General features: G+C 70.9%; 18 protein-coding genes and 1 pseudogene. 11 read left to right on the top strand and 8 right to left on the bottom strand.

Annotation, left to right across the window (positions count from 1 at the left end; translation table 11 throughout):
- Positions 1–128: 128 nt before the first annotated feature.
- Positions 129–2,549 (top strand): M28 family peptidase, encoded by a 2,421-nt coding sequence (locus tag AB0K10_RS17085; RefSeq protein ID WP_363684405.1) that lies wholly within the window; start codon positions 129–131, stop codon positions 2,547–2,549.
- 50 nt (positions 2,550–2,599) lie between these two features.
- On the opposite strand, the gene AB0K10_RS17090 is transcribed toward AB0K10_RS17085, so the two are convergent.
- Both AB0K10_RS17090 and AB0K10_RS17095 read right to left on the bottom strand, forming a co-directional pair.
- Positions 2,600–3,541, bottom strand: a complete 942-nt coding sequence (locus AB0K10_RS17090) for a threonine/serine dehydratase (RefSeq protein WP_363684407.1) — start codon at positions 3,539–3,541, stop codon at positions 2,600–2,602.
- 453 nt (positions 3,542–3,994) lie between these two features.
- Positions 3,995–4,489 (bottom strand): GNAT family N-acetyltransferase, encoded by a 495-nt coding sequence (locus tag AB0K10_RS17095; RefSeq protein WP_363684409.1) that lies wholly within the window; start codon positions 4,487–4,489, stop codon positions 3,995–3,997.
- Between the two features lie 69 nt (positions 4,490–4,558).
- Between AB0K10_RS17095 and AB0K10_RS17100 the strand changes: the two genes are divergently transcribed.
- Positions 4,559–5,137, top strand: coding sequence for an AAA family ATPase (locus AB0K10_RS17100; RefSeq protein WP_363684411.1), 579 nt, complete (start codon positions 4,559–4,561; stop codon positions 5,135–5,137).
- A gap of 5 nt (positions 5,138–5,142) precedes the next feature.
- Here AB0K10_RS17100 and AB0K10_RS17105 read toward each other — a convergent pair whose 3' ends face one another.
- The 4 genes from AB0K10_RS17105 to AB0K10_RS17120 all read right to left on the bottom strand — a co-directional run bounded on the left by AB0K10_RS17105 (position 5,143) and on the right by AB0K10_RS17120 (position 7,565).
- Positions 5,143–5,742, bottom strand: a complete 600-nt coding sequence (locus tag AB0K10_RS17105; RefSeq protein WP_363684413.1) for a hypothetical protein — start codon at positions 5,740–5,742, stop codon at positions 5,143–5,145.
- 218 nt (positions 5,743–5,960) lie between these two features.
- The gene (locus AB0K10_RS17110) at positions 5,961–6,215 is read right to left on the bottom strand and encodes a Smr/MutS family protein (RefSeq protein WP_363684415.1); all 255 of its coding nucleotides are present in this window, start codon (positions 6,213–6,215) and stop codon (positions 5,961–5,963) included.
- A gap of 121 nt (positions 6,216–6,336) precedes the next feature.
- Complete coding sequence (locus AB0K10_RS17115; protein WP_363684417.1) at positions 6,337–6,705, bottom strand: tetratricopeptide repeat protein; 369 nt, start codon at positions 6,703–6,705, stop codon at positions 6,337–6,339.
- Between the two features lie 89 nt (positions 6,706–6,794).
- Positions 6,795–7,565, bottom strand: a complete 771-nt coding sequence (locus AB0K10_RS17120; RefSeq protein WP_363684419.1) for an ROK family protein — start codon at positions 7,563–7,565, stop codon at positions 6,795–6,797.
- Between the two features lie 62 nt (positions 7,566–7,627).
- Between AB0K10_RS17120 and AB0K10_RS17125 the strand changes: the two genes are divergently transcribed.
- From AB0K10_RS17125 to AB0K10_RS17135, 3 genes and pseudogenes are all read left to right on the top strand, one after another.
- Positions 7,628–9,265, top strand: coding sequence for an ABC-F family ATP-binding cassette domain-containing protein (locus AB0K10_RS17125; protein ID WP_363684421.1), 1,638 nt, complete (start codon positions 7,628–7,630; stop codon positions 9,263–9,265).
- Between the two features lie 38 nt (positions 9,266–9,303).
- A pseudogene (locus AB0K10_RS17130) lies at positions 9,304–9,555 on the top strand (hypothetical protein); the annotation flags it as partial.
- Positions 9,556–9,694: 139 nt separating this feature from the next.
- Positions 9,695–10,420, top strand: coding sequence for a methyltransferase domain-containing protein (locus tag AB0K10_RS17135; protein WP_363684422.1), 726 nt, complete (start codon positions 9,695–9,697; stop codon positions 10,418–10,420).
- On the opposite strand, the gene AB0K10_RS17140 is transcribed toward AB0K10_RS17135, so the two are convergent.
- Positions 10,417–11,424 carry a LacI family DNA-binding transcriptional regulator gene (locus AB0K10_RS17140; RefSeq protein ID WP_363684424.1) on the bottom strand — a complete coding sequence of 336 codons (1,008 nt, stop codon included), beginning with the start codon at positions 11,422–11,424 and terminating at the stop codon, positions 10,417–10,419. The genes AB0K10_RS17135 and AB0K10_RS17140 overlap by 4 nt on opposite strands.
- Positions 11,425–11,571: 147 nt before the next feature.
- Between AB0K10_RS17140 and AB0K10_RS17145 the strand changes: the two genes are divergently transcribed.
- The 5 genes from AB0K10_RS17145 to AB0K10_RS17165 are packed head-to-tail and all read left to right on the top strand — an operon-like array spanning position 11,572 to position 17,340.
- Positions 11,572–13,086, top strand: coding sequence for an alpha-N-arabinofuranosidase (locus AB0K10_RS17145; RefSeq protein ID WP_363684426.1), 1,515 nt, complete (start codon positions 11,572–11,574; stop codon positions 13,084–13,086).
- Positions 13,087–13,146: 60 nt separating this feature from the next.
- Positions 13,147–14,475 carry an ABC transporter substrate-binding protein gene (locus tag AB0K10_RS17150; protein ID WP_363684428.1) on the top strand — a complete coding sequence of 443 codons (1,329 nt, stop codon included), beginning with the start codon at positions 13,147–13,149 and terminating at the stop codon, positions 14,473–14,475.
- 6 nt (positions 14,476–14,481) lie between these two features.
- Complete coding sequence (locus AB0K10_RS17155) at positions 14,482–15,450, top strand: sugar ABC transporter permease (protein ID WP_363684430.1); 969 nt, start codon at positions 14,482–14,484, stop codon at positions 15,448–15,450.
- A 10-nt stretch (positions 15,451–15,460) separates the two neighbouring features.
- Complete coding sequence (locus AB0K10_RS17160) at positions 15,461–16,318, top strand: carbohydrate ABC transporter permease (RefSeq protein WP_363684432.1); 858 nt, start codon at positions 15,461–15,463, stop codon at positions 16,316–16,318.
- Positions 16,315–17,340 carry a glycoside hydrolase family 43 protein gene (locus tag AB0K10_RS17165; protein ID WP_363684434.1) on the top strand — a complete coding sequence of 342 codons (1,026 nt, stop codon included), beginning with the start codon at positions 16,315–16,317 and terminating at the stop codon, positions 17,338–17,340. The genes AB0K10_RS17160 and AB0K10_RS17165 overlap by 4 nt, the downstream gene beginning before the upstream one ends.
- A gap of 42 nt (positions 17,341–17,382) precedes the next feature.
- On the opposite strand, the gene AB0K10_RS17170 is transcribed toward AB0K10_RS17165, so the two are convergent.
- Entirely contained in the window at positions 17,383–18,879 is a 1,497-nt protein-coding gene (locus tag AB0K10_RS17170; RefSeq protein WP_363684436.1) for an amino acid permease, read from the bottom strand.
- Between the two features lie 295 nt (positions 18,880–19,174).
- Between AB0K10_RS17170 and AB0K10_RS17175 the strand changes: the two genes are divergently transcribed.
- Positions 19,175–20,833 (top strand): family 10 glycosylhydrolase, encoded by a 1,659-nt coding sequence (locus AB0K10_RS17175; RefSeq protein WP_363684438.1) that lies wholly within the window; start codon positions 19,175–19,177, stop codon positions 20,831–20,833.
- Positions 20,834–20,906: the final 73 nt, after the last annotated feature.

Consider the following 20,906-nt stretch of genomic DNA (forward strand, 5'->3'; position numbering starts at 1 on the left):
TCGGTGCCCGGGCGGCCAATCGCTCCGGCCGACGGGCGGAAGATCGGTGGACGCCCGGCCATCCCATCCCGTTTCGCCGGAGGGCAGGATGGTGCCACCCCAGGCCCCACCACCCCCGAGGAGTTCGGATGGGCGCACCCCCCACCCCCGTCACGGCGGGCGTACCGCTCCGGCCGGGTCCGGGCGTACCCCCGGCCGACCGTGCGCTGACCCGACCGCGCCGGCGGCTCCTGGCCGCCGCCGCGGCGCTTGTCGCGCTGGCGGCCGTCGGCGCCGGCAGCCTGCTCGACCTGCGCACCCCGACGCCGCGACCGGCGGACGCGCCGGCGGGCGATTTCAGCGCCACCCGGGCGTACGAGGACGTGCAGGTGATCGCGGCCCGATCGCACGTCGCCGGCAGCACCGCCAACGACCAGGTTCGCGCTCACCTTGAGCAGAAATTGCGCGGCCTGGGCCTGGAGACGGAGGTGCAGGACACCGTCGCCCCGGAGGCCGGCCAGCTCAGTGGAGCGGCCGGCGGGGCGACACTGGCCCGGGTACGCAACGTGGTGGCCCGACTGCCCGGCACCGACCCGACGGGGCGAGTGTTCCTGGTCGCGCACTACGACTCGGTGCAGACCGGGCCGGGCGGCAACGACGACGCGGCCGGCACGTCGGCCATCCTGGAGGTTGCCCGCGCGCTGACCACCGGCGCGCGGCCCCGCAACGACATCGTCTTCGTGCTGACCGACGCCGAGGAGGCGTGCCTCTGCGGCGCCGCGGCGTTCGCCGCGAGTCATCCGCTCGCCGCCGACGGCGGTGTGGTGCTCAATCTGGAGGCGCGCGGCGCCACCGGTCCGGTGATCATGTTCGAGACGTCGAAGAACAACGCGAAGCTCGTGGACGTCTTCGGCCGGGCCGCCCCGCACCCCGTCGGCACCTCGTTCGCGGTGGAGATCTACCGGGCACTGCCCAACGACACCGACTTCACCGCCTTTCTCGATCAGAAGTTCGTCGGGCTGAACTCGGCGTACATCGACGGCGGCGCGATCTACCACACGCCGCTGGACACCCCGGCGGCGATGGATCGGGGCAGCCTCCAGCAGCACGGGGACAACGCGCTGGGCATGGCTCGGGAGTTCGGCCGCACCGACCTCACCGACCTGCGCTCCGGATACGACGCGACCTACTTCCCCGTCCCGGGTGGGCTGGTCCGCTACCCGGGCTGGCTCGTCCTGCCGCTGGCCCTGCTCGCGGTGCTGGCCGTCGTGGCACTGGGCTGGCTGACCCGCCGCAGCGGCCGGGCCAGCACCGGACGGCTGGCCGCCGGATTCGGCCTCGCTCTCGTGCCGATCGTCGTCGCGCCGGTCGCCGCGCAACTGCTCTGGCTGGCGATCACCGCGATCCGTCCCGGGTACGCGGAACTGCTCGACCCGTACCGGCCGATCTGGTACCGGTTGGCAGTGCTGGCGCTCGCCACCGCCATCCTGTTCGCCTGGTACGCGCTGCTCCGCCGCCGGATCGGCCCGGCGGCGCTCGCCGTCGGCGGGTTGGCCTGGCTGGCCCTGCTCGGAGTGCTGCTCGCCGTGGCGGTGCCCGGCGGGGCGTACCTCACCACAGTGCCGGCCCTGGCCGGCGCCCTCGGCGGGCTGGTCGCGCTGCGGACCCGGCGGACCGGGCCGTGGCCGGTGGTGGCGGTGACGGCCGCCGCCGCGGTCGGCGTGGTGATCCTGCTGCCGACGGTGGTGCTGCTCTTCCCCGCCCTGGGCATGGCGATGGGTGGGGTGGCCGCGCTTGTCGCGGTGCTGCTCGGCCTGACCGCGCTGCCGGTGGTCGACCTGCTGCACCCGCAGGCCGGCGGCCAGCGGGGCATGCTGGCGCTGCGGGCCCGCCGGCTGGGCGTGCTGCCGGCGGCAGTCGCCGCCGTGGCGACGGTGGTGCTCGCCGGGGTCGGGCTGCGCGTCGACCGGTTCGACGCCGCCCACCCCGCGCCCACCCACCTGATGTACGCCCTGGACGCCGGCACCGGGCAGGCCCGCTGGCTGAGCCACGAGACCGACCCGCAGCCGTGGACGGACGGCTACGTCGGCGGGGTGGCCGACGTCGGCGACGACTTCCCCGGGCTCGGCGACGGTGAGCTGCGGTCCGGGCCGGCGCAGGCAGCGAACCTGCCGGCGCCGAAGCTCGACGTGCTGGCCGACACCAGCGCCGGCGGTGAGCGCACGCTGCGGCTTCGGCTCACCCCGCAGCGGGCGGTCCGACTCGCCACCCTGCACGTCGACACGGCGACCGCCACCGTGCTGCGCGCCGAGGTGTCCGGCCGTCAGGTGCCGGTGGAGCCCCGCGCGGGCAGGTGGGGGTTCGGACTGGTCTTCCACGCCCCGCCGTCGGAGGGTGTCGAGGTCACGTTGACGCTGCGGCCGATCGCCACGCCTGTGGCGCTGCGGGCGATGGACGCCAGTGACGGGTTGGACGCGCTGCCCGGCTTCCGGCCCCGACCGCCGGCCGTCGGAGTGGTCGGATCGCACAGCTCCGAGATGCTGGCGGTCGCCCGCACCTATCCCCTCTGAGAAGACGAACCGTGGGTCCGGCGGCGCACATCAGTCGCCGGACCCACCTGTCAGTGCGGCGCCGCCGGGCCCAGGTCGCTCGGGTCGGTGTTGCCACCGCAGACGATCAGCGCCACCCGCTCGCCCGCCTGCGGCACGTACGCGCCGCCGACCAGGGCGGCCAGCGCCGCGGCGCCGCCGAACTCGGCGGCGACCCGCAGCTCCGACCAGAGCAGCCTCCGCGCCCGCGCCAGATCCTCGTCGCGCACCAGCACGGAGACCACGCCGGTACGACGGGCAGTCTCGAAGGCGATGTCGCCGATGCGGCGCGCACCCAGCGAGTCCGTGGCGATGCCGCCCACCTCGATGTCGACCGGCCGACCCGCCTTGAGGGCGGCGTGCAGGGTGGGGATCTGCTCCGGCTCGACGCCGACGACGCGCACCGACCCGTCGAACCAGGTCGCGATGCCCGACACCAACCCACCACCGCCGACCGCCACCAGCACTGTGTCGATCCCGTCGAGCTGGCGCTCCAACTCCCGACCCACGGTGCCCTGACCGGCCACCACCTCCGGCTGGTCGTACGCGTGCACCACAAGCGCGCCGGTCTCGTCTGCCCGCTGGGTGCTGGCGGCCAACGCCTCGGCGTAGTGCTGGCCCACCTGCCGCACCTGCGCGCCCAGCCCGGCCAGGCGCTGCACCTTCACCGGCGAGGCGGTGACCGGCACGAAGACCTCCGCCGGCACGCCCAGCGACCGGGCCGCGTACGCGACCGCGAGGCCGTGGTTGCCCCCCGACGCGGCGATCACCCCCGCCGACGGCAGCGCACCCTGGAGCATCCGGTTGAACGCGCCGCGTGTCTTGAACGAACCGGTGTGCTGGTGCAGCTCCAGCTTGAGGCTGAGCAGCCCGGGCACCCCGAGGTCGGCGCCGTCGACGGTGATGACAGGCGTCTGACGGACCCGCCCCTCGACCAGCGCCGCAGCGGCCTCGACGTCGTTTCTGTCCACCATGGGAAAACGCCCTTCACTACGACCAGAGAGCCAGTCGACAGTCGTCGGTGGGCCCGACGAAGCATCCTATGGAGATGGGCCGGCCATCCGTCGCCGGGCGACGTCGAAACCCACCTGGGGCCGGCCTTGATCTCGCGGACGATGCCGACGTGCATGTCCCGCCGCTGCCGCCGCCCCGGCGCCACGTCCAGCCCGGGTGCGAGGTGAACACCGCCGTGCGGCGCTACTTCCTGCGTAACGAGCCGGCCGGATGGTCGACCGTCGCCCGGACCACGTCGGGTGGGTGCGACGTGATTCGCAAGGCCGCCCCTGTCTTCCCCCGGAAACTCTGTACCCACCTGAAACCGACGGCCCGGTTCGTCACCGTGGCACCACCGCTGCCGTCCGGCCGGCCCGGCGGATGATGCGAGTAGTTCGCATGTGGACGTCACCCGTACGCGGATCCTCGCCGACCTAATCCACGCTCTTGCCGAGGGAGAGACCCGCGTCGGTGTAGCCGTGCCGGCTGTAGAAGCGCACGGCATCGATGTTGCGGTGGTAGATGCCAGCCGACAGATACGTGATCCCTCGGCCGCCTGCCCAGTGCTCGGCCGCTGCCAGCAACGCTGATCCCACGCCAAGCCCTCTGGCTTCCGGCAGCACAACCGTGTGCACCTGGGCCGAAGGCTCAGGGCGCAGGATCTGATGCTCAGGCGGATCGGGATGCCGCAGCACCTCGACCATCCCGACAACCTTGCCATCATGGGCCTCAGCGACGAGGAGGCCATCTTGTCCGGCTTCGTCGCTAAGCATCGCCACGAAGTGGCGCATTACCGCGTCATGCCGCGGAACGCGGTAGATGGAGGCGTCGAGGGCAAGGTGCGCTCGGGCGTTGGCCAGGCGCAACTCCACCAACGAAGCGACGTCCGACAAGCGCGCTGGCCGAACCTCCGGAGATGCCTCCCGCATCCTCCCGATCCTAGGACCGAGGCGTCCAGCGCTACGGGCCGTCGAGCCGGTCAAACTACCCTCGTCGTCATGCCGCACCTGGACGCCGCCGATCCCCTGCCGCGCCGTCCCCGCCGCGTACTCGTCGCCGGGACCTCGGGCTCCGGAAAGACGACCCTCGCCGCCCGCATCGCCGCGTTGTTGCAGGCGCCGCACGTGGAGATCGACGGCCTCTTCCACGGCCCCTCGTGGACCAGGCGTCCCTCCTTCGAAGACGACGTACGCCTCTTCAGCGCAGGCCCCTCCTGGGTGACCGAATGGCAGTACAAGGCGGTCCGCACCCACCTCGCGGACCTCGCCGACCTGATGGTGTGGCTCGATCTGCCAAAGATCACCGTCATGCGCCAGGTCGTCCGGCGGACCGTCGTACGCCGCCTTCGACGGCAGCGGCTGTGGAACGGCAACGTCGAGCCGCCGCTCTGGACCCTGCTCACCGACCCCGAGCACATCGTCCGCTGGGCATGGAACACGCATCCCCAGACGGCCGCGCGCATCGAGGCCCTGGCGGCCCGGCGTCCGGACCTTCCCGTGGTCCACCTCCGCAGTCACGTCGCCGCCGATCACTGGCTGCACGGCCCACTGAAGCAGGCTCAAGGCAATGAGAAGTAAGCGCGCTACCGGCTGATCGGTGGGGCTACGACCAGTTCGGTTTCCGGGTCGTGGTCAATCGCCGAAGGGCCGGCGACGATCAGGGTGGCTCGGGACCACGGTCGTTCGCGCAGCATGAAGGGCAGTTCCTCCCGCAGCCAGTTCGTCACGTGTTCCTGTTGTTCGGGGGAGTCGCCGTCGCGAGCGACCAGCAAGCGCTCCTGCTGATCAAGATCGCCTTGTAGGTACACCGAGGCGTCCAACCACGGCTCAAGTTCGTCCCGGATGATGCCGGTGCCTTCGATCCAGACGAAGTCGGTGCCGGCAGGAATGGTGATCGACCCAGCCCGATCGTGGCTGATCCAGGCATCGGGACGGAAGTTCACCGACTCCCCTCGGTGCAGGGGTTGCAGGATGTTCTCGGCGAGTACGGCGCCCCAGTCGAAGTAGGCATGGTTCCAGGCGACGTCGTCGGTGTGCACGATGGCGGAGTTGGGCTCCACCCTGTGCAGCCTCTCCGCCAGGGTCGTCTTACCCGCACCACCCCGGCCGTCGATCGCGATCACCCGCGGGCGTCCGGTGACGTCCGGTGCTGCATCGCGGAGCTGCCGGACGGCGTCGAACACGGTCACCACCCGCCAGCCAACGGCTTCGGTCTCGCCGGGATGTAAGCGCATCGACGGTTCGTACCCCCAGCGCCCGCCGACGATGCCGCGCCACGGCCTGCCCTCCGCCCGATGCTCACCTGGACGAGTAGGTCCTAACCCTGGCTGGGGCCGGACGGCGGTGACCGTCAGTCACCCCCGTGCGGGCGGATGGTCAGCGCCCTTCGCCGCAACCCCAGCTACTTCCAGCGGAAGTGCACGAAGAGGCGGCCGAAGTTCTTCGAGTCCTTCTCCACGCGGTGGTAGAGCTGCTTGACGTCCTTCTGGTCGAGGAACCGCAGCACCCGCTTCTTGAGCTGACCCGACCCCTTGCCCGGAATGATCTCCACGAGGGTGGCCTTTTTCGCCACCGCCTCGTCTATGATCCCGCGCAGCGCGCGGTCGATGTCCTGCCCCTTGTTGAAGATCTCGTGCAGGTCCAGCTTGAGCTTCATGCCGCAGCCCCCGGCCGGTCAGGTCCCATGTCCGCCATCCTAGGCACGCCCGTCGGCTCCCCCGCAGGACGACGAAGGGGCGGCCCGCAGGACCGCCCCTCGCTCGTCACCGGGTTCACGCTCAGCGCGTGCCGCCCACGCGGGCCTCGACCCGCTGCAACGCGATCCGGTAGTCGTCGTTGGCCGCGTACATCGCCGCGGCGATCCGCAGGTGCCGCAGCGCGTCGGTGTGCCGGTTCAGCCGCTCAAGCGTCCGGCCCAGCACGTGGTGCGCGTAGTGGTCGCTCGGGTTCCGGTCGACCAACTCCCGTAGCTGCTCCTCAGCCCGGGTGAGCTGGGCCGACTGGAAGTACGCCCGGGCGAGCAGCTGCCGGACGGCCGCGTTGCCGGGTTCTGCGTCCAGGATCGGCTCCAGCAGTCGGGCCGCTCCGCTCGGGTCACCGGTTTCGAAGAACATGGTCGCCCGCCGGTAGTCCGCCAGAAGATCCATCTGCCCACCTCCTCGGGTCGCGCCGTCACCTGTTCCGACGCTGGCACAACGCTCGGCGTTTGGCGACTGTTCCCCGGGTGGAAATAGGGTCAGGTGCGGGCGTCGCGGCGGCCGGCGGCCAGTTCCCAGGCGCGGACGCCGCCGACGATCCCGGCCGTGTTCGGCACCACCACCACGTCGTCGCCCATCCGGGCCAGTTGCTCCGGCCGGATCAGCCGGGAGTTGCCCCCGCCCAGGTAGAGCCGGTCCCACCGGAACACCGGGCGCAGTCCGTCCACCACCTGTCGGATCCGCCGGGACCAGAAGGCGTCGCCGAGCCGCCGACGCTCCGGCTCACCCACGTACGTGTCGTAGGTGGTGCCCCAGCGCACCGGCGCGTGCGACAGCTCCAGGTGTGGTGCGAGCACCCCGCCGTCGAAGAGGGCGCTGCCCAGGCCGGTCCCCAGGGTCAACACCAGTTCACAGCCGGTACCCGCCACCACACCGGCACCGTGCACCTCGGCGTCGTTGAGCACCAGCGCGGGCACCCCGAACGCGTCGGCCAGCGCGCCCCGCGCGTCCCAGCCGGACCACTCGGCCTGCAGGTCCGGGTCGACGCGTGAGCGGGGCCCACTGCGGGTGACGTAGTGCGGGGTGGCCACCACCACCCCGTGCCGGATCATGCCGGGCACGCCGACCGTCAGCCGGTCCGCCGGAGGCAGCCGCCCACCCAGCTCCCGCAGCGTCTGGACGAACAGGGCGGGAGGCAGCGGGTACGGGGTCGGCACCCGCAGCGGCCGGGCCCGCATCGTGCCGGCCTCGTCGAGGACCGACGCCTTGATGCCGCCGCCACCGCAGTCGATCGCGAGAGTGGTCACCACGTCGTTGAGTCTGCCCGCTGCCGTCGGCTCTTATGCGAGCAGCCGGATAGGCTGCCGTCCTGATGAGCGCCACGATGATCGTCAAGGACCTGGCCGCCGGGCACGGGGACCGCCCACTCTTCTCCGGGCTGGACCTGGTCGTCGCCCCGGGCGACGTGATCGGCCTGGTCGGGCCGAACGGGGCCGGCAAGTCGACGCTGCTGCGTACCCTCGCCGGTTTGTTGCCGGTCGAGGCCGGCAGCGTGCGACTCAGCCCGCCCACCGCGAGCGTCGGGCACCTGCCGCAGGAGCCGGAACGGCGGCCGGGCGAGACGGTACGCGACTTCCTGGCCCGCCGGACCGGGGTGACCGCCGCGCAGGCGGCGCTGGACGCGGCGACCGAGGCGCTGACCGCCGGGGCGGCGGGTGCCGACGACGCGTACGCCGACGCGTTGGAGCGCTGGCTCGCCCTCGGCGGCGCGGACCTGGACGAGCGCGCCGAGCAGGTGAGCGCGGACCTGGGGCTCGCGGTCGACCTGGACCACCCGACGACCGGGCTCTCCGGCGGCCAGGCCGCCCGCGCCGGGCTCGCGTCGCTGCTGCTCAGCCGGTACGACGTGTTCCTGCTCGACGAGCCGACAAACGACCTGGACCTGGCCGGCCTGGAGCGGCTGGAGGAGTTCGTCACCGGGCTGCGCGCCGGCACGGTGCTGGTCAGCCACGACCGGGAGTTCCTCACCCGCACGGTGACCCGGGTGGTCGAGCTGGACCTGCCGCAGCAGCAGGTCAATCACTTCGGCGGCGGCTACGCGGCCTACCTGGAGGAGCGCGATGTCGCCCGGCGGCACGCCCGCGCGGACTTCGAGGAGTACGCCGACACCAAGGCCGGCCTGGAGGCGCGGGCTCGTACCCAGCGTGGCTGGATGGAGAAGGGCGTGAAGAACGCCCGCCGCAAGGCCACCGACAACGACAAGATCGGCCGCAAGTTCCGCAGCGAGTCGAGCGAGAAGCAGGCCGCCAAGGCCAAGCAGACCGAACGGCTGATCGAACGGCTCGACGTGGTCGAGGAGCCTCGCAAGGAGTGGGAGCTGCGGATGGAGATCGCCGCCGCCCCCCGCGCCGGCGCCGTCGTGGCCACGCTGCGCTCCGCTGTGGTACGCCGGGGAGGGTTCACCCTCGGGCCGGTCGACCTCCAGATCGACTGGGCGGACCGGGTCGCGGTGACCGGGGCGAACGGTTCGGGCAAGTCCACCCTGCTGGCCGCGCTGCTCGGGCGGCTGCCGCTGGACGAGGGCACCGCCTCGCTCGGGCCGGGCGTGGTGGTCGGCGAGGTGGACCAGGCGCGGGGACTGTTCCTCGGTGACGCGCCGCTTATCGACGCGTTCCACGCGGCCGTACCGCACCTGTCGCCGGCGGACGCGCGGACCCTGCTGGCCAAGTTCGGGCTGCGCGCGGCGCACGTTCCGCGACCGGCGGCCACCCTGTCCCCCGGCGAGCGGACCCGCGCGGCGCTGGCGCTGCTCCAGGGTCGCGGGGTCAACCTGCTGGTGCTCGACGAGCCCACCAACCACCTGGACCTGCCCGCCATCGAGCAGCTCGAATCGGCGCTGGCCAGCTACCCCGGCACGCTGCTGCTGGTCACCCACGACCGGCGGATGCTGGCGGCCATCGAGACGAACCGTCGGCTGCGGGTCGACGCCGGGCGGATCGCCGAGGACTGATCCGTGCCCCCGGGCCGACGCGGGGTGAGAATGACGCCATGCTCAAGTGGGAGTACGCCCTGCTGGTCCGCCGCCGCCAGGCTGCGACCAACGACCTCGGCTGGGAGGTCGTCTTCGTCTGGTACGGCCCGGACGGCTCGATGGTCGACGTGACGCCGTACGGCGACACCTCACTGGCCCACCTGAACCGGGCCGGTGACCAGGGCTGGGAGTTGGTCGCGATGAGCGAGGACCCGTCCCTGCCCGGCAACAACGAACTGCACCGCTACCACCTCAAGCGGCCGAAGGCAGCCGCTCCCCCGCCCCGGCAGCGGATGCGCGGCGGGGGCCGGCCGGGCCGCCGTACCCTCTCGGGCTGATCCCGACTCGCTCCCCGAACGGGGCATACCGGGCGCGAATGCGGGTAACGCGCGGCGGGAGGTGGCCCGAATGGTCGCTTTGGCACAGACTCCACCGTCGGCCGACCGGCTGCGGTTGATCGACGAAGCCCTCGCGCAGGCGTGGGCGGACCAGGTCCGGCACGACGACCGACTGCGCGCTCTGGCGGTCGAGGTGCGCTTCGACCGGGGGGTCGCCCATCTCAACGGCGAGGTGGCCGAGCCCGGGGAACTCCGGCTGGTACGCGACCTGGTGGGACGGCTGGCCGGCGTCTACGGCGTCTGGTGCCGGGTCGGCGTCGGTGGGCGGGAGCCGGTGGTGGTGGACCTCGGCTGCGGGCCGACCAAGCAGTGGTCCGGCAACCTGGGGTTGGACATCTACCCGGCGCCGGGGGTAAACGCGGTGGCGGACCTCTCCGGCTCGCTACCGCTTGCCGACAACTCGGTGGACGTCCTGTTCGCCGTGCACATCCTGGAGCACCTGATCGACTTCCTGCCCCTGGTGGACGAGTGTCACCGGGTGCTTCGCCCGGGCGGCGTCCTCCACGTCATGAGCCCCTGGTGGGGCCATGTCAACGCGGTGGCGGACCCGACCCACGTCCGGCTGATGGACGTGCAGACGTTCAAGGGGATCTGCCAGCTCCGCCCGCCGGGCACCCCGCGCTGGTACCCGCTGCACGCCGGCTGCGACGGCGCCTCCATCTTCGCCGACCTGACCCCCCTCCCTCCAGACGCGGACCCGGCACCCCCCACCCACCTGGCCCGCTTCTTCGACTAGGGGTTCCGGGTTGATTCGCGTAGTTCCAGGTGGTGGGGGGCCTTGAGTTCCCTGGCGGGGGCGGCGCGGTCGCCGTCGAGGCGGTTGGCGAGGAGTTCCACCGCCAGCCGTGCGATCTGCTCCTTGTCCGGGGCGACGGTGCTTAGGGTCGGAATCGAGAACCGGCCGTCCTCGATGTCGTCGAAGCCGACCACCGCCACGTCCTCGGGCACCCGCAGGCCGGCCTCGTGCAGGGCGCGCAGGGCACCGAGGGCGAGCGTGTCGTTGAAGCAGAAGACGGCGTCGGGGCGTACCCCCGTGGTGAGCAGGCCGCGCATCGCGGCCGCGCCGTCGGCGCGATGCCAGGCCGGCGCGGGCGCCACGAGGTTTTCGTCGTAGGCCAGGCCGGCGGCGCGCAGTGCCTCCGCGTAGCCGGCCAGGCGTAGGCGGGCGCTGGCGCCCTCGTCGGTACGCTGCGAGCCGATGGCCGCGATCCGGCGGTGGCCGAGCTGGATCAGGTGCTCGGTGATCTGGCGGGCGGCACTCACGTTGTCGATCACCACGCGGTCGGCCGGGCCGTGGTCGACGCGCTCGCCGAGCAGCACCATCGGGGTGCCGTCCAGGCCGGCCAGGTCCTCCGCGGTGAGTGCCAGCGGGCTGAAGATGAGCCCGTCGATGAGATGGTCGGTGATGCCGGAGGCGACCACCCGTTCCTGCTCACGCCGGCCGCCGGTCTGGTCGATGAGCACCGTCCAGCCGTAGTCGGCGGCGGCGGTGACCACGTAGCGGGCGAGTTCGGCGAAGTACGGGATGTCCAGTTCCGGCACCGCCAGGGCGATCACCCCGGTACGCCCCTTGCGCAGGTGGCGGGCGGAGAGGTTGGGCCGGTAGTTCAGCTCGGCGATGGCCTCCTCGACCCGGGCCCGGGTGTCCGGACGGACGTGCACGTACCCGTTCACCACGTTCGAGACGGTCTTCACCGAGACGCCCGCCCGTTCGGCCACGTCCTTGAGCCTGTGTCGCACGCCGCAACCTCCCCGATGTAACCCAGCGCACCATACCTCGTCACCAGCTCTTTACAACGTTGCCTACAACGTTGTACAAACGAGGGACGCCGGGTGGGCGGTGACTGCGGTCACCCGGTTTCCAGCACCGAGGAAAGGTGGCATCCCTTGCGGACCGCGCAGCTGACGATCGACCCGGCCTTCTCGATCGGGCCGGCCGACCGACGTCTCTTCGGCTCGTTCGTCGAGCACATGGGGCGGTGCGTCTACGGCGGCATCTACGAGCCCGGCCACCCCAACGCCGACTCCCGCGGCCTGCGCCGCGACGTGCTGGACCTGACCCGCGAGCTGGGCGTCTCGGTGGTCCGCTACCCGGGAGGCAACTTCGTCTCCGGCTACCGGTGGGAGGACGGCGTCGGTCCGGTCGGCGACCGGCCGCGCCGGCTCGACCTGGCGTGGAAGACGATCGAGACCAACGCGTTCGGGCTGGACGAGTTCATGACCTGGGCCGCCGAGGCCGGTGTCGAGCCGATGATGGCCGTCAACCTGGGCACCCGGGGCGTCCAGGAGGCACTCGACCTGCTGGAGTACGCGAACCACCCGGGCGGGACCGCACTGTCCGACCTGCGGCGCAAGCACGGCGCGGAGAACCCGTACGGCGTCCAGCTGTGGTGCCTGGGCAACGAGATGGACGGCCCGTGGCAGGTGGGCCACAAGACCGCCGACGAGTACGGGCGGCTGGCCGCCGAGGCCGCTCGCGCCATGAAGATGATCGACCCGTCGATCAGCCTGGTCGCCTGCGGCAGCTCCAACCGGCGGATGCCCACGTTCGCCGCGTGGGAGGCGACGGTGCTGGAGCACACCTACGAGCACGTCGACTACATCTCGGCGCACACCTACTACGACCCGTCCGACGGCGACCAGGCCAGCATCCTGGCCTCGGCCGTCGACATGGACAACTTCATCACCGAGGTCGTGGCGACCGCCGACCACGTGGCCGCCAAGCAGCGCCAGAAGCGCAAGCTGAAGATCTCGTTCGACGAGTGGAACGTCTGGTACGAGTCCCGCCTCCAGGCCGACCTGGACCGGCGTGGCTGGGTCGAGGCGCCCGCGCTCATCGAGGACGACTTCACGGCGGTGGACGCCGTGGTGGTCGGTGACCTGCTGATCACCCTGCTCCGGCACGCCGACCGGGTCGGGGTCGCCGCCCAGGCCCAGCTGGCCAACGTGATCGCGCCGATCCGCACCCGCAACGGTGGCCCCGCCTGGCGGCAGAGCATCTTCCACCCGTTCGCGCTCACCGCCCGGTACGCCCGGGGCACCGTGCTGCGCACCGAGCCGGTGTCGCCGCGCTACGACACGAAGAAGTACGGGGACGTGCCGGTGCTCGACACGGTCGCCGTGCACGACGAGGAGACCGGCGAGCTGACCGTCTTCGCGGTCAACCGCGGCTCCGAGGACCTCCCCCTCGACCTGGACCTGCGCGGCTTGCCGGGTATGTCCGGTCTGTCGTTCCAAAGCATCGCTGCCGGGTCTGACCCGTCGGCGACGAACACCGAGGCCGAGCCCGACCGGGTGACGCCACGGGAACTGCCCACCCCCACCCCCGACGGCGGCCGGTGCACCGTGCGCCTGCCCGCCGTGTCGTGGAGCGTGCTGCGCTTCGGCCCGACCGGCGCCTGATGTCGTACCGGTTCTGAGCAGGCACAATTCATCCCGTCCCCCTCCAAGGAGAGATAAAGCATGATCCAGAACGACATGAGCCGGCGGCGCCTGCTCGGCCTCGGTCTCGGAATCGGTGCCGCGGCCTCGCTGACCCTCGCCGGCTGCGGCGGCGGCGACAGCACCTCCGGGCCGGCCGCCGGTAACGGCGGCAAGGAGTACACCGGCCCGAAGGTCGACCTGAAGCTGTGGAACGGGTTCACCGGCGGCGACGGCGACATCTTCAAGGCGCTTGTCAACCAGTTCAACACCGAGCACAAGAACATCGCGGTGTCGGTGGCCACGTACCAGTGGGAGGACTACTACAACAAGCTCCCCGGTGCGGCCTCCAGCGGCAACGGCCCGGACATCGCGGTCATGCACATGGACCAGCTCGCCACCTTCGCCGCCCGCGGCGTGATCACCGAGCTGGACGACGTGGCCAAGAACCTGGAGCTCTCCGAGGGGGACTTCGCCCCGACCGTCTGGAAGGGCGGGATCTACAACAACAAGCGGTACGGCATTCCGCTGGACATGCACCCGCTGGGCTTCTACTACAACAAGTCCGTCATGCAGAAGGCCGGTCTCGACCCGAACAAGCCGCCGACGACGAAGGACGAGTACACGTCGGCCCTGGTCGAGCTGAAGAAGGCCGGTGTGCAGGGCTTCTGGGTCAGCCCGTTCCAGTTCACCGGCGGCATGACGTTCTACTCCCTGCTCAACCAGTGGGGCGCCACCCTCTTCGACGCCGAGGTCGCCAAGGCGACGTTCAACTCCGACCCCGCGATCGAGGCGTGCACCTGGCTGGTCGACATGATCAAGCAGGGCTACTCGCCGGCCAACGTCGGCCAGGACGCCGACTACCTGTCGTTCAAGAGCGGCAAGAACGCCTTCACCTGGAACGGCATCTGGCAGATCAACGACCTCAAGAAGAGCCCCGAGGTGCAGTGGGGCGTCGCCCCGCTCCCCCAGATCGGCAGCAAGCCGGCCGCCTGGGCCAACTCGCACAACTTCACGATCGTGAAGCAGCGGGCCAACGACGCCAACAAGGTCTCCGGGGCGAAGGTCTTCATCAACTGGCTGAGCCAGCACTCGCTGGACTGGGCCAAGGGCGGGCAGATCCCGGCCCGCAAGGAGGTCCGTGAGGGCGCCGAGTTCAAGGCGCTGCCGGAGATCTCGTCGCTCGCCCCCGAGCTGGAGTACGCGGCCTTCCCGCCGGCGGCGCCGGGCCTGGGCGAGGTCATGACGACCTTCTACAACTCGTTCAACGAGGCCGCGCTGGGCAAGAAGACGCCCAAGCAGGCTCTCGACGACGGTGTGGCGAAGGCCAACAGGCAGCTCGAGGACAACCGCAAGAAGTACGGGAGCTGATAACCCGTGGCGGACGTGATCGAGGTCGGGGCGGCGCGCGGTGACGCGCCGCCCCCGGCGGCCAACGCAGCCCGCCGCCGGGGCGCCTCGGCGCGCCGGACCGGCCGGGCGACGCCATACCTGTTCCTCGCCCCGTACCTGGTCCTGTTCGGGGTCTTCGGCCTCCTGCCGATCATCCTCGGCCTCTGGCTGAGCGTGCACCAGTGGGACTTCCAGCTGCCCAACCGACCCTTCGTCGGGCTGGACAACTACAAGCAGCTGTTCTCCAGCGACTCCGCCGTCTACGGCGACTGGTGGCAGAGCATCCGGGCCACCGCCATCTTCACTGTGCTGTCGGTGCCGCTGCTGGTGGTCGTACCACTCGGGCTGGCGCTGCTGTTGAACCGCTCATTTCCGGGCCGGACGTTCTTCCGGGCGGTCTACTTCGCCCCGTACGTGCTGGGCGTGGCAGTGATCGGCCTGCTCTGGCGGTTCCTGCTCGACGCCAACCTGGGCCTGGTCAACAGGCTTCTCGGAGTCGTCGGGCTGCCCTCGGACACCCCCTGGGTGACGAACATGCCGTGGGCGTGGATCTCGCTGGTCGGGGTGACCGTGTGGTGGACCTCCGGCTTCAACGCGGTGATCTACCTGGCCGGGCTGCAGGACATCTCGCCGGAGCTGTACGAGGCGGCCCGGATGGACGGGGCCAGCGCGTGGCAGCGGTTCCGCAACGTCACACTGCCCGGGCTGCGGCCGGTGCTGCTCTTCGTGATCACGACGACGGTGCTCGCCTCGGCGAACATGTTCGGCCAGTCGTTCCTGATCACCCAGGGGACGCCCGGCACGGAGACCCGCACGGTGGTGTGGTTCATCGTCGAGGAGGGCCTGCGGAACAACAACGCAGGTCGCGCCGCCGCGATGAGCATCGTGTTCGCCCTGCTGCTGGCGGTCGTGAGCATCGCCAACTTCCGCCTCTTCCGCTACAAGGAAGACTGAGGGGACCGCCATGACGACGCCCACGCCGACCACCAACGGCTCCGGATCGGGGCTACGCCGGGTCGGGCTCTACGCCATCCTGGTCGCGCTGACCCTGGTCTTCCTGGTTCCGCTGGTGTGGATGGTCATCACCTCGCTGAAGACCTACACGGCCGCCCAGGAGATCCCACCGAGTTGGCTGCCGAATCCGCTCGCGGGTTACGGCTACGAGCAGGTCCTCAACAACTCGGCGAACCCGGTGCTGCGCTGGTTCCTCAACAGCATGGTGGCCGCGACGCTGCACTCGCTGCTGGTGCTGGTGACGGCCTCGATGGCCGCGTACTCCCTGGCCCGGCTGCGGTTCCGCGGACGCGGGGTGACCTTCGCGTTGATCGTCGGGACGCTGTTCATCCCGCCGACCTCGCTGATCATCCCGAACTTCCTGATCGTCGACCAGCTCAACTGGATCGACACCCTCGCCGTGGTGGTCGTGCCCGGCGCGGCCAGCGCGTTCGGGGTCTTCTTCCTGCGGCAGTTCTTCCTCTCGCTGCCGAGCGAGCTGGAGGAGGCCGCCACCCTCGACGGCGCCAACCAGTGGCAGATCTTCTACAAGGTGGTGCTGCCGCTGTCCAAGCCTGCGCTGGCCACCCTGGCCGTGCTGTCGTTCCTAACCAACTGGAACGACTTCCTGTGGCCGATCTTCGTGCTGTTCAGCCCGGAGAAGTTGACGCTGCCTCCGGGTCTGGGCCTGCTCCAGGGCTCGTACGTCACCGACTATCCGGTGATCATGGCGGGCGCGGTGCTCGCGAGTCTGCCGGTGCTGATCCTGTTCGTGCTGGCGCAGCGACACATCATCCAGGGCGTCTCCCGCAGCGGTCTGAAGGGATGACGCGGGCGATCACCCGACGGGTCGGCGCGGCGGCGGTCATTCTCGCCGCCGCGCTGCTCGTTGCGGGCTGCACCGGCGACAGCCAACCCACCCCCACGAGCAGCGGGAGCGACTCCAGCATGTTCACCAACCCGGTGGTGCGCACCGACGCCCCCGACCCGCAGGCGATCCAGGTGGGCGACACCTGGTACCTGTTCCACACCAACTCCGGCGGCCGCAACGTCCCGGTGCTGACCTCGACGGATCTGGTCGACTGGACCGAGGCCGGGGACGCCCTGCCGACGCTGCCGGACTGGGCGGACGCCGGCAAGACCTGGGCGCCGGAGGCCATCCTGCTGGCACCCGACCGCTTCCTGCTCTACTACACGGTCGCGGGCCGGGAGTCCGGTCGGCAGTGCGTCGGGCGGGCCGTGGCCAGCGCGCCGCAGGGGCCGTACTCCGACGACACCGACGGGCCGCTGATCTGCCAGGCCGACCTCGGCGGGGCGATCGACGCCAGCCCGTTCCGGGACACCGACGGCAGCCTCTGGCTGCTGTGGAAGAACGACGGCAACGCCATCGGGATGGACACCTGGCTCTGGTCGCAGCGCCTCGCCGACGACGGCCTGACCCTCCTCGGTGAGCCGACGAAGCTGCTCAAGCAGACCGAGCCGTGGGAGGGCACCCTGATCGAGGGGCCGTTCTTCCATCGCCAGGACGGTCGGCTGCTGCTCTTCTTCGCCGCAAACGCCTACGACCGGGCCGAGTACGCGGAGGGCTACGCGGTCTGCGAGAGCCCTACCGGCCCGTGCGTGAAGGCCGCCGAGAACCCGATCCTGACGAGCAACGCGGCCGCCTCCGGCCCGGGCCACGCATCGATGGTGGTCAAGGATGGGCGCACCTGGCTGCTGTACCACGCCTGGCCTCCCGGCCAGGAGGGCAGCACCGACCCGGGCCGTCAGGTGTGGCTCGACGAGGTGACGTGGATCGACGGCAAGCCTGTCGTCAAGGGCCCGACGGCGGAGCCGCAGCCCCGCCCCTGAGCTGACGAGTGCGGAGGGGTGCGCGGCCCCTCCGCACCTCGGTCAGGCGCTCGGCTCGCGCGGCGCCGGGGCGACCGCCGGTTCGTGCCGGGCCAGGCGGTTGCGGCGGTAGCCGTAGCCGAAGTAGATGATTCCGCCGAGCAGCATCCAGGCCAGGAACCGCAGCCAGGTCTCCACCGACAGGTTGAGCATCAGGTAGAAGCAGGCCAGCGCCGAGACGATCGGCAGCACCGGGGAGAACGGCACCCGGAACGGGCGCTCCAGGTCCGGCCGCTTGCGGCGCAGGATCGGCACCGCGATCGACACCAGCACGAACGCGCAGAGCGCACCGATGCTGACCAGGTCGGCAAGCGCGGAGAGCGGCAGGAAGCCGGCCAGCAGCGCGACCGCCACCGTCATGATCGCCGAGATCCGGTACGGGGTGCCCCAGCGCGGGTGCACTGCCGCGATCGCGGGCGGGATCAGGCCGTCCCGAGCGATGGCGAAACCGATCCGGCCCATCGCCACCAGGTCGACAAGGATGACGCTTGTCAGGCCGGCGACGGCGGCGATGGACACGAGCGTCGCCGCCCAGCCGGCGCCCACCGACTCGAACGCCGACGCGATGGGGGCGCCCCTGTCGATCTCGGTGTACGGCACCATGCCGACGACCACCAGGGAGACGCCGATGTAGAGCACTGTGGAGATCAGTAACGTGCCGAGCAGACCCAGCGTGAGGTCCCGCTTGGGCTTACGCGTCTCCTCGCCCAGGTTGGCCACGGCCTCGAAGCCCGTGTACGCGAAGAAGACCACGGCGGCGGCGCTGAGCACCCCGACGAAGCCGAAGACCGACGGCTCCAACCCGAAGAGCGCCTGCGTGACCGGCTGCTTGATGCCGTCGTCGCCGCTGCCGGCGGGCTCGGCCGCCGGGATGAACGGGCTGAGGTTTGCCGCCTTGACGAAGAACAGGCCGGCGACCACCACGAACACGCAGATCGCCACCTTGACCAGCACCAGCAGGTTGGTGACCCGGGCGGACTCCCGGATGCCGACGATCGCCACGATGCCGAGGATCAGCACGATGGCGATAGCGCCGATGTTGACGGTGCTGCCCTCCTCACCGAACCACCGGGTCGGCAGGTCGAGCAGCTCGGCGAGGTAGCCGGACCAGCCGCGGGCCACCACCGCCGCGCCGAGTGCGAACTCCAGCAGCAGGTCCCACCCGATGATCCAGGCGACGATCTCGCCCATCGTCGCGTACGCGTAGGTGTAGGCGCTGCCGGCGGTCGGCACGCTGGACGCCAGCTCGGCGTAGCAGAGGGCGGCGAGCAGGGCGACCACGCCGGCGATGGCGAAGGAGATCACCACGCCCGGACCGGCGCTGTCGCGGGCCTCGATGCCGGTGAGCGTGAAGATGCCGGTGCCGATCACGATGCCGATGCCGAACCCGGTGAGGTCGATGGCACCGAGTCGCCGCTTGAGCCCGAGCCGGCCGTCGCTGCCGTCGGCATCACCCTGGGCTATGACGTCCTTGATCGGTTTGGTTCGCAGCACGGACATGCGCTCACCCCTCCCCACCGTGCGGCCACCACCGCAGCGGCCGGCGATCGGGGTTGCTACCCAGCGGCGGGTTGGGCCAATCGCGCTGGCGCAACAACGAGGTGTGCGAGACCGGTCACGGGGAGCAATCCGACGATCGGCCCGGTAGCCGACTGCCGCGTCGATCTGGTGCCAGACCCTTGCGGCGAGGACCCGGAGTATGAAAATTTCCTTCTAGGCGCAGATAGGCAGCGGCGAATCTTGCCGGCTCCTGTCGTCCCTGCGCACCGGGAGCCCCACCGAAGGGACACACCGCATGAAGGCACCTCGACTCGGAGCGGCCGGGCTGGTCGCAGCCCTGCTCGGCACGCTTGTCGCCGCCGCGCCCGCCAACCCCGCGAGCGCCGCGACCGATGCCGCCACCACCACCTGCGTCACCGACCCGGCCACGCCGAAACGACAGTTCCGGGCGATGTGGATCTCGTCGGTGGTCAACATCGACTGGCCCAGCAAGGCGTCCCAGACCAGCCCGGACCGCGTCGCCGCCCAGCAGGCCGAGTACTCCGAACTGCTCGACCTCGCCGAACGGCTGCACCACAACGCCGTCGTCGTACAGGTCCGACCGACCGCCGACGCGCTCTGGCCCTCGCCGTACGAGCCGTGGTCGGAGTACCTGACCGGCGTACGCGGCCAGGACCCGGGCTGGGATCCGCTGGCCTTCCTCGTCGACGAGTCGCACAAGCGCAACCTGGAGTTCCACGCCTGGTTCAACCCGTACCGCGTCTCCATGCCGGCCCCCGGCGGCGCCGGCGCGGACCTCGCCCAACTCGCCCCCGGCCACCCGGCCCGGCAGCACCCCGACTGGACCTTCGCCTACCCGCCGGCCGGCGTGGCCGGTAGCCGGCTCTACTACAACCCCGGCATTCCCGAGGTCCGCGAGTTCGTCCAGACCGCGATGATGGACGCGGTCAAGCGGTACGACATCGACGGCGTGCACTTCGACGACTACTTCTACCCCTACCCCAGCGGCACCTACCAGGTGCCCGACGACGCCACCTTCGCGGCGTACAACCGGGGCTTCACGGATCGGGCCGACTGGCGGCGGGACAACATCAACCTGCTGATCCAGGAGATGAGCGGCAAGATCAAGGCGGCGAAGCCGTGGGTGAAGTTCGGCGTCAGCCCGTTCGGCATCTGGCGCAACCAGACCGCCGACCCGCTCGGCTCGGACACCACCGGCAGCCAGTCGTACGACATCATCTCCGCCGACACCCGAAAGTGGATCAAGCAGGAGTGGATCGACTACGTGGTGCCGCAGCTCTACTGGTACATCGGCCAGTACCCGGCGGCCGACTACGCGCGGCTGGTCCCGTGGTGGGCCGAGACCGTGCGCGGCACCCGTGTCCAGCTCTACATCGGCCAGGCCGACTACAAGAGCGGCGATCCGGCGTACGGGCCGTACTGGCAGAACCCGCGTGAGCTGTCCGACCACCTGACGCTCAACCGGTCGTACCCCGAGGTGCAGGGCAACGTGCACTTCTCGGCCGTCCAGGTGCGGGCCAACCGGCTCGGCGCCACCGACATCTACGCGGCCGAGCACTACTCCCGCCCGGCCCTCGTGCCGACCATGCCGCACCTGCCGGCCAAGCCGCTGCTCTTCCCGGTGGTCACCAGGGCGGCCCGACAGGCCGACGGAGTACGGCTGACCTGGCGTCAGCCCGCCGACGGCGTGGGCCCGCTGGGCACCGCCACGTCGTACGCGATCTACCGGTTCGACGGCACTACCCTGCCCGGGCAGTGCGCCAGCGCGGACGCCACGCACCTGGTGGACACCGTCCGGGCCACCCCCGGCGGCACCCAGTCCTGGGTGGACACATCGGCCGAGCCCGGCCGGCGCTACACCTATCGGGTGACCGCGCTGGACCGTACCGCAAACGAGAGCCCGGCCAGCCCGCCGGCGTTCGTTCTGCGCTGACCCGCGCATCCGAGTGCCCCGGACGTCCCGCGCGTCCGGGGCATTCGCCTGTTTCGACACATGTCACAAATAG

The sequence above is a fragment of the Micromonospora sp. NPDC049274 genome (genome assembly GCF_040678875.1).
GTDB lineage: Bacteria > Actinomycetota > Actinomycetes > Mycobacteriales > Micromonosporaceae > Micromonospora.